Here is a 14,271-nt window from a genome sequence, read left to right as displayed (position 1 = left end):
CTCGCGGCGCGGCTGGCCGCGGGGCCGCTCGGCATGGCCGCGGCGCGCCGGGTCGCCGACCTGGTGGGGCTGTACCCGGCGGTGCGCCGGCCGTTCCCGGACGAGCGGCGGCGGGCCGGGTTGGTACGCATGGCGGCGGCCGCCGACCTCGGGGTGCTGCACGCGCTGGCGCTCTCGGTGCCCGGGGGCGCGGACGGGGCGCGGGAGTGCGCGGAGTGGTCCGCGCTGTACGCCGAGGAGGCGGGGCTGCTCGGCGTGGACCCGCTGGGCGAGCTCCGGGCCGGCTTGCGCGGGGCCCTGGCGGGCCTGGACGGGGACGCGGCGGACCGGTGTTGGGCCGAGGCCCGCGAGGCCTTCGGACGGGGCGGGGTGTCCACCGCGGAGGAGGCGGTGGCGGCGACCTGGCGGTGGCGGGACGCGGCGTCCCGGCCGCGGCTGGTGCAGTTGTGCGGGCCCTCGGGCAGCGGCAAGAGCACCTTCGCGCGCACCCTGCCGGGGGTGGACGCGTACGTCGGCCTCGACGACCTGCGCGCCGACCGGGGCGCTCGCGCCGACCAGCGGGCCAATCCGGAGGTCCTGCGCGAGGGCCTGGACCGGCTGGACCGGGCCCTGGCCGCCGGCGGAACGGTGGTGTGGGACGCCACCTCGCTGACCGAGCAGCAGCGCGGCCTGGCCGGCGGCGTGGCGCGGCGCCGGGACGCGCTGGTCACGCACGCGGTGGTGCTCGTCGGGGAGGCGGAGTTGCTGCGGCGCAACGGCGTACGGGCGCATCCCGTGCCGGCGGCCGTGCTGGTCGGGCAGTTGCGCCGGTTCAGCCCGCCCTACCCGGGTCAGGCGCACCGGACCTGGTACATCGGCGAGGGCGGCACCGTCGAGGACACCGCGGGCGGGCTGGGCGAGGCGGTCGGGCCGGGCGGCCGGGCCGGCGGGAACGACGCCGAGGGCGTCGGCACGGGAGGCCGAAGCCGCGGCACCGGCGGCGGCGGCACGGCAGGCAACGGCACGGGGGAGTACGTCTGATGCGGACCAGTGAGCAGCTCTACCACCAGGTCCACTGGGATCCCCGGTTCGATCCGGCGCGGTTCACGCTCGGGCTGCTCCAGCGCGGGGCCGATCCCAAGCGGGTGCCGTTGCCGTCGTTCGTGCCGGGGGGCGACATCCCGTGGCACCGGGTTTTGTTCGTGGAGGCGGACGGCGAGCTGGTGTGGGACCGTGCGACCGGTGTGGACCTGATCGACACGACCCCGGCGGGGCGGGTGCGCGAACGGCGCCTGCTGGACGCCCCCTTCTTCGGTGTCCGGACCCCGCACGCGTGGGACCCGGCCGACGGTGGTGCCTGGCGGCCGGCGCGGGCGGGTACCGTCGCGGCGGGTCTCCTCACGGCGGGGCACGTCGCCGCAGGGCCAGTCACGGTGAGGCCCGTCACCGCGGCCCCGGAGCGGGTGCGGCTGTTGACCTGGAACACCCTGTGGGACCGCTACGACGCCCCGCTCATCTCCACGGCGCTGCGCAGGCCGCTGCTGCTGGCCGACCTGGCGGCCGCCGACGCCGACGTGATCGCGCTCCAGGAGGTCGAACCCGCCCTGCTGAAGCTGGTGCTGGCCGCGCCCTGGGTCCGTGACGGGTACGTCCTGGGCACGGATCCGTACGGCGGGGACGTGTCCGGTTGCGGGCTGCTCCTGCTGAGCCGGCTGCCGGTGCGGGAGGCGGGGTTGCACATGTTGCGGAGGCACAAGGGGGTCGCCGCCATCACCGTGGACACCGCGGTGGGGCCGCTCGTCGTCGCCGCCACCCACCTGACCAGCGACCACACCGAGAACGGTGCCGGACGGCGGGAGGAGGAGCTGGCGCGGATCGCCGAGGGGACGGCCGGCCTCGACGCGGATCTGGCGCTGCTCGGGGATTTCAACGACGGCCGGTCCGGGGCGCGGGGGCCGGCGGCCGCGCTGGGCCTGCGGGACGCGTGGACCGAGGCGCACGGCGCGGACGACGACACCCCGACGTTCGATCCGGTGGGCAACCCGCTGGCCGCGGTGGGTTCCCTGACGGGCCGGCCGGGCCGGCTGGACCGGATCCTGCTCCGATCGGCGGCCGCCCGGGTGCGGGCGGCCGGCCTGCGCGGTGACTCCCCCGCGCCGGAAGGTCTGTTCATCTCGGACCACTACGGGGTGGAGGCCACGCTGGAGTACGCCGCCGTCGGCGAGGGGCCGGCGCGGCTCGACGCGGCGGCGACCGCGCGGACGGCGGTGGCGTGGCTGCCTCCCGCGGACGCGGCGGTGGCGGAGTTGCGACAGCGGCACGACCCGGCGTACGGGCGGTGGCCGGCGCACGTGAACCTGCTCTTCGGCTTCGTGCCGGAGTCCTCCTTCGACGAGGCGCTGCCACTGCTGGCGGGCGTCGCGGCCGCGACGGAGCCGTTCGCCGCGCGGCTTGAGGGCGTGCGCTCCTTCGGGGGCCGGGAGGGAGCCACGCTGTGGCTGGACCCGGCGGCGGCCGGTGAGGGTCCTTGGCAGGAGCTGCGGCGGGCGCTGGTGGAACGGTTCCCGGGCTGTGCGGGGCGCTCCCGTGGGGCCGGGTACACCCCGCACCTGACCCTGGGGCACAGCCCTGATCCGCGGCGCGCGGAGCGGGAGTTCGGGGCCCGACTGGCCGGCGGGCGCAGTGCGGAGGTCGGGCGGCTCTCGGTGCTGTCGCGGCGCGGCGACGGTCCGATGGTGGTCCGGGCGACCGTGGAACTCGGCACGGGCGAGGTGTGCCTGCTGCCCGAGCCGTCGCCCCTGGCCGCGTACCGGACGGATCCGTGGGACGGGGCTTCGGCGGTACGGGGTGGGGCGTCGACGGGGCGGGGAGGGGCGCTGCAGCGGCGGACCGCGTCGGGCCCGGCGGGGGACGGTTCGCCGCCCGAACGGGACACCGCGCCGCCGGAGCGGCGGACGGCGTCGCCCGAACGCGACACGGCCTTGCCCGAGAGGGACACGGCGTTGCCCGGGCAGGGCGCGGCGGTGTCCGGGCAGGGCGCGGCGTTGCCGGGGCGAGACACCGTGTTCCCCCAGCGGGGCGCGGCGTTGCCCCGGCAGGACACCGTGTTCCCCCAGCGGGGCGCGGCGTTGCCCCGGCAGGACACGGCGTTGCCCGAGCGGGGCGCGGCGTTGTCCCGGCAGGACACGGCGTTGCCGGGGCGGGCCGCGCCGCCGTTGCCGAAGCGGCCCCCGCAGGACGAACGGCAGCTCTCCGTCGCGGCGGTCGTGGAGCGTGTCACGGCCGCACTCGGGGACGGTGCGGTGGTGCGGGTCGCGGGATCGCGGCGGATGGCGTGCGCGCCCGCGTGGGCCGATCTGGACCTGGTGGCGCTGGTGCCGGGCGACCCCGGCACCGGCGGGCTGCGGGAGCGGGTGGCGGCCGCCCTGCCGGAGGCTGAGCGGCTGCGGGAGGTCACGGGCGCGCGGGTGCCGGGGTTGCGGCTGCGCCTCGGACAGCGGGACGTGGACCTGGTGGTGGTCGCCACCGGCGGGACGGACCCCGCCTCGGCCGTCGCGCGGCGGGCGGAGCTCGCCGGGGCGGCCGCGGTGGCGCTCAGCGCGCTGAGCGACGCGGACGCCGTACGGGAGTCCGTGGGCGCGGAGCGGGCCGCCTTCTCCGGGTTGGCGCTGGCGGTGAAGTCCTGGGCGCGGGCCCGCGGTCTGGACTCGGCGCCCTTCGGGGGCCTGCCGGGGCTGGCCTGGGCGGTGCTGGCGGCCAGGACCGTCCGCACGGCCCCGGACCTGGAACCGACGGCGCTGCTGCGGGAGTTCTTCGGGACGTGGGCCGCCTGGGACTGGAACGAACCGGTGGAGCTGCTGCCCACCGGCCGGCGTGGGGAGGGGTCCGCGCCGGTCACCGTGTTGACCCCGTCCGAACCGGTGCGCAGTTGCACGGCTCAGGTCGGGGCCGGTCTGCGGGACCTGCTCGTGCGGGAGCTGTACCGGGCGTGGGAGGTCCTCGACGCGGAGCCGGGCGGCTTCGAACGGTTGCTGTCCGCCCCGCCGCTGCACCGTCGGCACGCGGCGTGGGCCGTGGTGACCGTACGGGGTGACGGGCCGCGGGAGTTCGAGGACAACCTGGGACGGGCCCGGGGCCGGCTGCGGTCCCTGCTCGGCGCGCTGGAGGAGGCCGGGGCGGCCGACGCGCACGCCTGGCCGCGCCCCTTCGAGCTGTCCGGCACCCTGGCCCGCTACGCGGTCGGCCTGGGGGCCGCGCCGCCCGACGCGGGCCGGCTGGAAGCGCTCACCGCCGCGTGGTGCGCGACCCTGCCGGGCGTCGAGGTCGATCGGGCCGCTTGCGGCGAGGTGCCGGACCTGATCTGACGGGGCACGGCCGATGGCGACGAGTAGCGAACGCACGACGCCATCCGCCCCCTTCGTACGGACACTTCCCGAAGCCGGAAGAAACGCGGCCCGAGTCTGCCCGAAGCTCCGTCCCGCCTCAGCGGGCACGGCGGAACGGAGCGGTCAGGAGCCTCAGTAGAGCCTCGCGGGGATTTTTCGTCAACACTTTTCACAAGGATTGAAGAAACTCCAAGTTCACAGGCCTGATGGCCAATTGACACACCGTTGGATCTTCGGTTCATGAACGCTGAACCCCTTGACGGCCTCCGTGGCGGGCAGTTCACTCACGCTTCGATCCCCCCGGATCCCAGACGTCAGGAGTGCCCCCCATGCCACGCCTCTCCGATCACCCGCCCCGACTGACGGTCGCGGCCCTCGCCGCCGCCCTGGTCGCGGCCCTGCTCGTGCTGCTCCCCGGCACCGCCGCCACCGCGGCGCCCACGCTCCTCTCCCAGGGCAAGCCCACCACCGCCTCCTCGATCGAGAACGCCGGCACCCCGGCCGCCGCGGCCGTGGACGGCGACAACGGCACCCGCTGGTCCAGCGGGTTCGCCGACCCGCAGTGGATACAGGTCGACCTCGGCGCGCCCGCCCAGCTCGGTCAGGTGGTGCTGCGCTGGGAGACCGCCGCCGCCAAGGCGTACCGGATCGAGCTGTCCAACGACGGCAGCTCCTGGTCCACGGCCTACTCGACCTCCGCCGGAGTCGGCGGGACCACCACCCACGACATATCCGGCACGGCCCGGTACGTCCGGGTGCATGGCACCGAGCGCACCACCGGCTACGGCTACTCCCTCTGGGAGTTCCAGGTCTACGGCACCGACGGCACCGGACCGGTCATCCCGGGCGGCGGTGACCTCGGCCCCAACGTGATCGTCTTCGATCCGTCGACGCCGAACATCCAGGGCAAGCTGGACGAGGTCTTCGCCCAGCAGGAATCGGCCCAGTTCGGCTCCGGCCGCTACCAGTTCCTCTTCAAGCCGGGCACCTACAACGGGCTCAACGCGCAGATCGGCTTCTACACCTCCGTCTCGGGTCTCGGCCTGAGCCCCGACGACACCACGATCAACGGGGACGTCACCGTCGACGCGGGCTGGTTCGGCGGCAACGCCACTCAGAACTTCTGGCGTTCGGCCGAGAACCTCGCGCTCAACCCGGTGAACGGCACCAACCGTTGGGCGGTCTCGCAGGCCGCGCCGTTCCGCCGCATGCACGTGAAGGGCGGGCTCAACCTGGCTCCGAACGGCTACGGTTGGGCCTCCGGCGGCTACATCGCCGACTCCAGGATCGACGGCCAGGTCGGCAACTACTCGCAGCAGCAGTGGTACACCCGGGACAGCTCCATCGGCGGCTGGTCCAACGCGGTGTGGAACCAGGTGTTCTCCGGCACCCAGGGCGCGCCGGCGCAGTCGTACCCGAACCCGCCGTACACCACCCTCGACACCACCCCCGTGTCCCGCGAGAAGCCGTTCCTGTACCTGGACGGCAACGAGTACAAGGTCTTCGTCCCGGCCAAGCGGACCAACGCCCGCGGCACGTCGTGGGGCAACGGGGCGCCGCAGGGCACCTCGATCCCGCTGAACCGGTTCTACGTGGTCAAGCCGGGCGCGAGCGCCGCGACCATCAACCAGGCGCTGGCGCAGGGCCTGCACCTGCTGTTCACCCCCGGCGTCTACCACGTGGACCGGACCATCCAGGTGAACCGTCCGGACACGGTCGTCCTCGGCCTCGGCCTGGCCACGATCATCCCGGACAACGGGGTGACCGCGATGAAGGTCGCCGACGTCGACGGGGTGCGCCTCGCGGGCTTCCTCATCGACGCGGGTCCGGTCAACTCGCCGACGCTGCTGGAGGTCGGCCCGGCGGGCTCCGCCACCGACCACTCCGCGAACCCGACCACCGTGCAGGACGTCTTCATCCGGGTCGGCGGGGCCGGTGCGGGCAAGGCCACGCTGGGCATGGCGGTCAACAGCCACGACACCATCGTCGACCACACCTGGATCTGGCGGGCCGACCACGGGGACGGGGTGGGCTGGGAGACCAACCGCTCCGACTACGGGTTCCGCGTCAACGGTGACGACGTCCTGGCCACCGGGCTGTTCGTCGAGCACTTCAACAAGTACGACGTGGAGTGGAACGGCGAGCGCGGGCGCACGATCTTCTTCCAGAACGAGAAGGCGTACGACGCGCCCAACCAGGCCGCGATCCAGAACGGTGCGATCAAGGGCTACGCCGCCTACAAGGTGGCCGACTCGGTGAACACCCACGAGGGATGGGGCCTGGGCAGCTACTGCTACTACAACGTGGATCCGACGATCCGTCAGGAACACGGTTTCCAGGCACCGGTGAAGCCCGGCGTGCGGTTCCACGACCTGCTGGTGGTCTCGCTCGGCGGCAACGGACAGTACGAGCACGTCATCAACGGCATCGGCGCCCCCACCTCCGGTACCTCGACCGTCCCGTCGACGGTGGTGTCGTTCCCCTGATCCACCCCCACCGCCCCTGATCCCCGACCCATCCCCCGACCCCCGGAAAGCGCGGGGCGGCCCGGCGGCCGCCCCGCGTTTTCCGGGCCACCCGAGAGAGCGCTCTCCCACCGCGCGGAGGGCACACACCCGAGGAGCGGCACACATGAAGATCCGATCGCGGACCCTCTCCGCCCTACTGGTTTCGGCGGCCTTCGCCGCGACCGCCGCGGCAGGCCTGGGCGGCCTCTCGCTGACCGCCCAGGCCGTCCCCGACGCCGGCACGTCCCCGCACTCCGCGCACGCGAACGCCGCCCCGCTCGCCACCGGAGACGACCCCGACGGCGACGGATACATTCCGGCCGTACCCCAGGTCACGGGGGTCACCCCGTCGTGGGCGAACCCGCCCGAGCGGTACTTCCACGAGTTCCAGGCCAACTGCTCCGTCAGCCGGACCGCTCCGGACGACCCCATCGTCTTCGCGGGTCGGCCCGGCGCCTCCCACGACCACACCTTCATGGGCAACACCACGACCGACGCCTTCAGCACCACCGCCTCGCTCAGCGCGGGCGGCACCGCCTGCACCGCCCCCGGCGACCTCTCGGGCTACTGGATGCCGACGCTCCACAACGGCGGCCGACCGGTCCTGCCCACCGGGCCGCAGGTGATCTACTACAAGAGCGGGGTCACCGACTACAAGAGCGTGCGGCCCTTCCCGAAGGGGCTGCGCTTCGTGGTCGGCAGTCCGACCCAGACGGCGGCCGAGTTCCGCGGCCACAAGGGCTGGGTCGAGGGCTGGGAGTGCGGGGACAGCTTCAAGAACACGGAGTTCCCGGCGAACTGCCCGACCGGAACCCAGCTCAACATCCGCATGCAGTCGCCCAGTTGCTGGGACGGGAAGTTCCTGGACACCCCCGACCACAAGGCGCACATGGCCTACCCGGTCGTGAAGCCCGGCAACAACGACAACGTCTGCCCGACCAGTCACCCGGTGGCGCTCCCCATGGTCGAGTTCAAGATGGCGTTCCCCGTCAGCGGGGACATGTCGCAGGTCAGGCTGTCGAGCGGGAGCGGCCACTCCTTCCACTACGACTTCTTCAACGCCTGGGACGACCGGACCCTGGCCGCCCTCGTCGAGCACTGCGTCAAGGGCGGACTCCAGTGCGACTCCCGCGGCTACGACGAGACCCACCCCGAGGCGGGCGCCGCCCTCGGCCCGGACCACCGACTCCCCTAACCCCAGCCCCCAGCCCCCTCCCCCACACTTGGAGGTCCCCGCGTGCACTCCCGCATGCGTTCCCTCGTCACGGCCGCGCTCCTGGCGGGCGCCGTGACCGTACTGCCCACCGCGCCGGCGCAGGCCGCCGGCAGCGTGGTGAAGGTGACCGGCTCCCAGGGCAACTGGCAGCTGACCGTGGACGGTTCCCCGTACCTCGTCAAGGGCGTCACCTGGGGCCCGTCCCCGGCGGACGCCGGCCGGCTGCTGCCCGACGTGAAGTCGCTGGGCGCCAACACCATCCGCACCTGGGGCACCGACGCGAGCAGCCGTCAGCTGTTCGACGCGGCCGCCGCGAACGGACTCAAGGTGGTCGCCGGGTTCTGGCTGCAACCGGGCGGCGGCCCGGGCAGCGGCGGCTGCACCGACTACGTGACGGACACCGGCTACAAGAACAGCATGCTCGCCGAGTTCTCACGCTGGGTGGAGGCGTACCGCGACCACCCGGCCGTGCTCATGTGGAACGTCGGCAACGAGTCGGTCCTCGGCCTGCAGAACTGTTGGTCCGGCGCCGAGTTGGAGAACCAGCGCAACGCCTACACCGCCTTCGTCAACGACGTGGCGAAGGCCGTCCACCGCATCGACGCGAACCACCCCGTCACCTCCACCGACGCCTGGGTGGGCGCGTGGCCTTACTACAAGCGCAACTCCCCCGATCTGGACCTGTACTCCGTCAACGCCTACAAGGAGGTGTGCGGGGTCCGGCAGGCCTGGGAGCAGGGCGGTCACACCAAGCCGTACCTGATCACCGAGACGGGTCCGGCCGGTGAGTGGGAGGTGCCGAACGATGCGAACGGGGTCCCGCTGGAGCCGGGCGACCGGGCCAAGGCGGACGGTTACACGAACGCCTGGAACTGCGTCACGGGCCACCGGGGGGTGGCGCTGGGCGCGACGGTGTTCCACTACGGCACCGAGTACGACTTCGGTGGCCACTGGTTCAACCTGACTCCCGCCGGGGAGCGCCGTCACATGTACCACGCCGTGAAGCGGGCGTACGGGGGCGGCACGGTCGGGGACAACCTGCCCCCGACGGTGTCCGTGCCGTCCGTACCGGACGCGGGGGCGGTCCCCGCGGGCAAGGAAGTGACGATCCAGGCCCCGGCTTCGGACCCCGAGGGCGACCCGCTCGCGTACGAGGTGCTGTGGGGCGGCACGTACGTGGACGGTGGCGGCGGGCTGGTCTCCGTCCCGTCCACCCACCTGGGCGGTGGCACGCTGAAGGCCACGGCTCCGGCGCGGACCGGAGTGTGGAAGCTGTACGTCAAGGTGAAGGACGGGCGGGGCAACGTGGGCGTCGAGCAGCGGTCGGTACGGGTGGTGCCGCCGCCGGTGGCGGGAACCGACGTGGCCCTCGGCCGGCCGACGACCGCCTCCACCTACCAGAACGACGGGTACGGCGGCTGCCCCTGCACTCCGGGGTTGGCCACGGACGGCCGTGCGGACACCCGGTGGGCCAGCACCTGGGCCGATGCGCAGTGGCTCCAGGTGGACCTGGGCGCGGTGCGGCAGCTGCGTCACGCGCAGTTGGTGTGGGAGTCCGCGTACGGGAAGGCGTACGCGATCAAGGTGTCGGACGACGGTCTGAACTGGCGGACGGCGTACGCCACGTCCTCCGGTGACGGCGGTATCGACGACTTCGACATCGCCGCCTCGGGCCGCTACGTGCGGTTGGAGCTGACCGGGCGCGGTACGGGCTACGGGTACTCGCTGTTCCACTTCGGCGTCTACGCCTGACCGCCGCTCCCGCACACGCCGCGCGCCGCCCGAACCCTGCCGGGCGGCGCGCGGTCCTGTGTCCGGGTGGGGTCCGGGGAGCGGGAAGCGGGGAGCGGGAAGCGTGAAGCGGGTTCAGAGTTCGATGACGATCTTCCCCGCGGTGTGGCCGTCCTGGTTGAGGGTGAAGGCGGCCGCGAGTTCGGAGAGCGGGAAGGTCTCGGCGACGGTGACCGTGAGGCGGCCGTCGTCGGCGAGGCGGCCCAGGGCGGCGAGGTCGGAGCCGACGGGCCGCACCCACATCCACTGGCCGCCGGAGCCGAGGACCGTCTGGTCGGCGATGGAGGCGTGGCGGCCGTCGTCGGCGAGGACGGCGCGGGTGACGTCGAGGACCCCGCCGACGAAGTCCGCGACGACGTCGACCCCGTCGGGGGCCAGGCCGCGGACCCGGTCCGCGAGGCCTTCCCCGTACGCGACGGGCTCGCAGCCCAGGTCCCGCAGCCGGTCGTGGTTGCGGGGGGAGGCGGTGCCGATGACGCGGGCGCCGAGGGCTCGGGCGATCTGCACGCCGAGGGACCCGACGCCGCCGGCCGCCCCGTGGATGAGGACGGTGTCGCCCTCCCGGGTGCCGAGGCGGGTCAGCAGTTGGAAGGCGGTGAGCCCGGCCAGCGGCAGGCCCGCGGCCTGTTGCCAGGTCAGGGAGGCCGGCTTCGGCGCGAGGGCCCGTACGGGCACGGTGACGAACTCGGCGAAGGTGCCGCCGTGCACCCAGTCCTTGCGGGCATATGCCATGACCTCGTCGCCCGCCGCGAACTCGGGAGTGTCGATGCCGACGCGCTCGACGGTGCCGGCCACGTCCCAACCGGGGACGACCGGGTACACGACGTCCATCAGGCCGTCGAGGCCGCCCGACATGATCTTCCAGTCGACCGGGTTGACCGACGCGCAGCGGACCCGGACGAGGACCTCGCCAGGGCCGACCTTGGGGACCGGCAGCCGGGTCTCGGACAGCACCTCCGTCCCGCCGTACGTCTCGTACGTCATCGCCCGCATGGTGTCCTGGGTGTGGTCGGACATGCGCCTCGCCTCTCCGCTGGAAGGACCCCTTCCGCATCCCACCACGAAAGGCCGTGCCCGCCCCGGCAGGCGGGGCGGGCACGGCGCGGCGCGGTGGGGCGCGGCAGGGCGGTCACAGGGCCCGGTGGGCCGCGATCACCTCCGCGTAGTGGCGGCCGCTGGACTTCACGGTGCGCCGCTGGGTCCCGTAGTCGACGTGGACCAGGCCGAAGCGCTTGTCGTAGCCGTAGGCCCATTCGAAGTTGTCGAGCAGTGACCAGGCGTAGTAGCCGGCCAGGGGCGCGCCGCGGCGGGCGGCTCGGGCGCAGGCGGCCAGGTGGCCGGTCAGGTACGCGGCGCGTTCCGGGTCGTGGACGCTGCCGTCGGGGGCCACGGTGTCGGGGTAGGAGGAGCCGTTCTCGGTGACGTGGATGCGGCGGGCCCCGTACTCCTCGGTGAGGCGCATGAGGAGGGTCTCGATGCCGCTCGCGTCGACCTCCCAGTCCATGCCGGTGCGCGGGACGCCGGGGCGCTCCACCTGGCGGGCGTGGGGGGCCGGGCCGGTCGGGTCGGCGGTGACGATCTGCGGGAAGTAGTAGTTGAGGCCGATCCAGTCGAGGGGCGCGGCGATGGTGGCGAGGTCGCCGGGACGTTCGGGCAGGTCCACCCCGTAGACCTCGCGCATGTCCGTGGGGAAGCCGCGGCCGTGGACGGGGTCGAGCCACCAGCGGTTGACGTGGCCGTCCATGCGGTGGGCCGCCGCCCGGTCGGCTTCGCTCGCGGTGGCGGGCTCGACGGTGGAGAGGTTGTTGACGATGCCGATCCGCGCGCCGGGGGCGGCGGCGCGGATGGCCGACGTGGCGAGGCCGTGGCCCAGGAGCAGGTGGTAGGAGGCGCGGACGGCGGCGGTCAGATCGGTCCAACCGGGGGCCATCCGGCCCTCCAGGTGGCCGATCCAGGCGGAGCAGAGCGGCTCGTTGAGCGTGGCCCATTCGGTGACGCGGTCGCCGAGGCGTCCGGCGACCAGGCCGGCGTACGCGGCGAAGTGCTCGGCGGTGGCCCGCTCGGGCCAGCCCCCGCGGTCCTGGAGCGCCTGGGGCAGGTCCCAGTGGTAGAGGGTGACGGAGGGGGTGATGCCGGCGGCGAGGAGTCCGTCGATGAGGCGGTCGTAGAAGTCGAGGCCCTTGGCGTTGACGGGGCCGTCGCCTCCGGGCAGGACGCGGGGCCAGGCCACGGAGAGGCGGTAGGCGTTGGTGCCGAGGTCCTTCATCAGGGCGATGTCCTCCCGCCACCGGTGGTAGTGGTCGCAGGCGGTGTCGCCGTTGTGGCCGCCGTCGACGGCGCCGGCGGTGTGGGAGAACGTGTCCCAGATGGACGGGGCGCGGCCGTCCTCCTCCACGGCGCCTTCGATCTGGTAGGCGGAGGTGGCGGTGCCCCAGGCGAAGTCGCGCGGCAGCGCGGCGAGGTCGATGGCCTGGTGGGCGGCGGCGAAACGGGTTTCGGAAAGGGTCACTTGACGGCTCCTGCCGTGAGTCCGGCCACCAAGTACCGCTGCAGCAGCAGGAATCCGGCGACGACGGGGATGCTGACGACGAGCGAGGCGGCCATGATCTGGTTCCAGTAGACGTCGTTCTGCGTGGAGTAGCCCTGCAGGCCGACGGCGAGGGTGCGGGTGGTGTCGTTGGTCATGACGGAGGCGAACAGCACCTCTCCCCATGCGGTCATGAAGGCGTACACGGCGACGGCGACGATGCCGGGCACGGCGGCCGGGACGACGACGCGGAACAGCGCTCCGAGCGGGCCGCAGCCGTCCACGGTGGCGGCCTCGTCGAGCTCGCGGGGCACCGAGTCGAAGTAGCCGATGAGCATCCAGATGGAGAAGGGGAGGGAGAAGGTCAGGTAGGCGAGGATGAGCCCGCCGCGGGAGCCGTAGAGGGCGACGCCGGTGGTGTTGCCGATGTTCACGAAGATCAGGAACAGCGGCAGCAGGAAGAGGATCCCGGGGAACATCTGGGTGGACAGGACGGTGACCGTGAACAGGCGCTTGCCGCGGAAGCGGTAGCGGCTGACGGCGTAGGCCGCGAAGACGGCGATGACCACCGAGCAGACGGTGGCGGAGCCGGCGACGATCAGGGAGTTGAGGAAGTACTTCGCGAGCGGGATGGTGTGCCAGATGTCGACGTACGGGCGGAAGGTGAGGCCGCTGGGGATCCAGCGGAACTGACCGGCCACGTCCTTCAGCGGCTTGAGGGAGCTGGTGACCATCACGTAGACGGGCACCAGTACGAAACCGGCGAGCAGGGTGAGGAACACCGCCCGGACCGCGCGGAACGAGGCGGGCGGGTCGAGCGGGCTCCGGGCCCTGGCGGGCGTGCGGGTTCTAGGCATCGGACTTCTTCCTCCGTCCGCGCGTGGTGACCAGCAGGTACACGGCGGTGACCAGCAACAGGAAGAGCAGCAGCAGGACGGACATGGCCGAGCCGGTGCCGAAGTTCCAGGTGACGAAACTGGACTGGTAGATGTGGATGGAGATCAGGTCGGCGGCCTCCGGGGCGGACTTCCCGAAGAGGACGAACGGCGTGTTGAAGTCGTTGAAGGTCCACAGGAACAGGACCAGGATCAGCACCTGGTTGACCGCGCCGACGGACGGCAGGGTGATCCGCCGGATCTGCTGCCACACGCCGGCGCCGTCGAGGGCCGCCGCCTCGTACAGCTCCCGGGGGACGTTCTGGAGCGCGGCCGTCACGATCAGGAAGGCGAAAGGCCAGCCCTTCCAGACGGAGACGATGAGCAGCGCCCAGAAGCTGTTGTCGCCGAGCAGCCAGAACGTGTGCTCGGCGCCGCCGATGCCGAGTTGGTCGTGCAGGACGTGGTTGATCATCCCGTTGTCCCGCTGGAACATGAACGACCAGGTGATGACGGCGGCGTAGACGGGCAGGGCGTACGGGACCAGGAACAGGGCCCGCAGGAAGCCCCGGCCGCGGAAGCTCTCCTGCGTGAACACGGCGGCGGCCGTGCCGAGGAACCAGCACAGGGCCACGGAGAGCAGGGTGAACAGACAGGTGGTGAGGAAGGAGCCGAGGAGTGCCTCGCCGACGGGCCGGTTGACGTCGACGGCGAGTTCGTAGTTGTCGAAGCCCGCCCAGGGAGCGCCGGTCCAGTCCCGGATGTGGAACTGGGTGAGTTCGCGGAAGCTCGCCACGATGCCCATGACCATGGGGATCAGGTGGATGAGCAGTTCGAGGAGGAGCGCGGGCAGGAGCAGGAGGTAGGGCAGGGCGATGCGGCGGACGCGGCCCGGCCGGCGGACCCGGTGCGCGGTGCGCCGCACGGGTCCGGCCGCGGGAGGGGGCGGGGACGCGGTCGGCGCGGGGGGCGCGGACGGTGAAACGGTCAT

At 73.1% G+C, this 14,271-nt stretch carries 9 protein-coding genes; 5 read left to right on the top strand and 4 right to left on the bottom strand.

Features of this window, described 5'->3' with window-relative positions:
- From NOD94_RS22505 to NOD94_RS22485, 5 genes are all read left to right on the top strand, one after another.
- Positions 1-1,020 (top strand): ATP-binding protein (locus NOD94_RS22505; protein ID WP_281207849.1); only part of this gene is annotated, 1,020 nt, incomplete at its 5' end.
- Positions 1,020-4,343 carry a poly(A) polymerase gene (locus tag NOD94_RS22500; protein WP_281207848.1) on the top strand — a complete coding sequence of 1,108 codons (3,324 nt, stop codon included), beginning with the start codon at positions 1,020-1,022 and terminating at the stop codon, positions 4,341-4,343. The genes NOD94_RS22505 and NOD94_RS22500, both read left to right, overlap by 1 nt.
- A gap of 350 nt (positions 4,344-4,693) precedes the next feature.
- The gene (locus tag NOD94_RS22495; protein ID WP_281207847.1) at positions 4,694-6,850 is read left to right on the top strand and encodes a discoidin domain-containing protein; all 2,157 of its coding nucleotides are present in this window, start codon (positions 4,694-4,696) and stop codon (positions 6,848-6,850) included.
- Positions 6,851-6,995: 145 nt separating this feature from the next.
- The gene (locus NOD94_RS22490; protein ID WP_281207846.1) at positions 6,996-8,066 is read left to right on the top strand and encodes a DUF1996 domain-containing protein; all 1,071 of its coding nucleotides are present in this window, start codon (positions 6,996-6,998) and stop codon (positions 8,064-8,066) included.
- Positions 8,067-8,120: 54 nt separating this feature from the next.
- On the top strand, positions 8,121-9,839 hold the full coding sequence (locus NOD94_RS22485; RefSeq protein WP_281207851.1) for a discoidin domain-containing protein: 1,719 nt from the start codon (positions 8,121-8,123) through the stop codon (positions 9,837-9,839).
- 114 nt (positions 9,840-9,953) lie between these two features.
- Here the strand turns inward: NOD94_RS22485 and NOD94_RS22480 are convergent, their stop codons facing one another.
- The 4 genes from NOD94_RS22480 to NOD94_RS22465 all read right to left on the bottom strand — a co-directional run bounded on the left by NOD94_RS22480 (position 9,954) and on the right by NOD94_RS22465 (position 14,271).
- Positions 9,954-10,871, bottom strand: a complete 918-nt coding sequence (locus tag NOD94_RS22480) for an NADP-dependent oxidoreductase (RefSeq protein ID WP_281207850.1) — start codon at positions 10,869-10,871, stop codon at positions 9,954-9,956.
- A gap of 136 nt (positions 10,872-11,007) precedes the next feature.
- Entirely contained in the window at positions 11,008-12,387 is a 1,380-nt protein-coding gene (locus NOD94_RS22475) for a GH1 family beta-glucosidase (RefSeq protein ID WP_281207845.1), read from the bottom strand.
- Entirely contained in the window at positions 12,384-13,262 is an 879-nt protein-coding gene (locus NOD94_RS22470) for a carbohydrate ABC transporter permease (RefSeq protein WP_281207844.1), read from the bottom strand. The genes NOD94_RS22475 and NOD94_RS22470 overlap by 4 nt, the downstream gene beginning before the upstream one ends.
- Positions 13,255-14,271 carry a sugar ABC transporter permease gene (locus NOD94_RS22465; protein ID WP_281207843.1) on the bottom strand — a complete coding sequence of 339 codons (1,017 nt, stop codon included), beginning with the start codon at positions 14,269-14,271 and terminating at the stop codon, positions 13,255-13,257. The genes NOD94_RS22470 and NOD94_RS22465 overlap by 8 nt, the downstream gene beginning before the upstream one ends.

It is taken from the genome of Streptomyces sp. Isolate_45 (genome assembly GCF_024721315.2).
GTDB lineage: Bacteria > Actinomycetota > Actinomycetes > Streptomycetales > Streptomycetaceae > Streptomyces.
The sequence above is the reverse complement of the archived record's forward strand: the minus strand, read 5'-3'. Positions and strand labels throughout refer to the sequence as shown.

Bases quoted from the DNA above. Each gene is read 5' to 3' on its own strand.
- NOD94_RS22500 (WP_281207848.1), top strand. From the start codon at position 1,020: ATGCGGACCAGTGAGCAGCTCTACCACCAGGTCCACTGGGATCCCCGG.
- NOD94_RS22485 (WP_281207851.1), top strand. From the start codon at position 8,121: ATGCGTTCCCTCGTCACGGCCGCGCTCCTGGCGGGCGCCGTGACCGTA.
- NOD94_RS22470 (WP_281207844.1), bottom strand. From the start codon at position 13,262: ATGCCTAGAACCCGCACGCCCGCCAGGGCCCGGAGCCCGCTCGACCCG.
- NOD94_RS22495 (WP_281207847.1), top strand. From the start codon at position 4,694: ATGCCACGCCTCTCCGATCACCCGCCCCGACTGACGGTCGCGGCCCTC.
- NOD94_RS22465 (WP_281207843.1), bottom strand. From the start codon at position 14,271: ATGACCGTTTCACCGTCCGCGCCCCCCGCGCCGACCGCGTCCCCGCCC.
- NOD94_RS22480 (WP_281207850.1), bottom strand. From the start codon at position 10,871: ATGCGGGCGATGACGTACGAGACGTACGGCGGGACGGAGGTGCTGTCC.
- NOD94_RS22490 (WP_281207846.1), top strand. From the start codon at position 6,996: ATGAAGATCCGATCGCGGACCCTCTCCGCCCTACTGGTTTCGGCGGCC.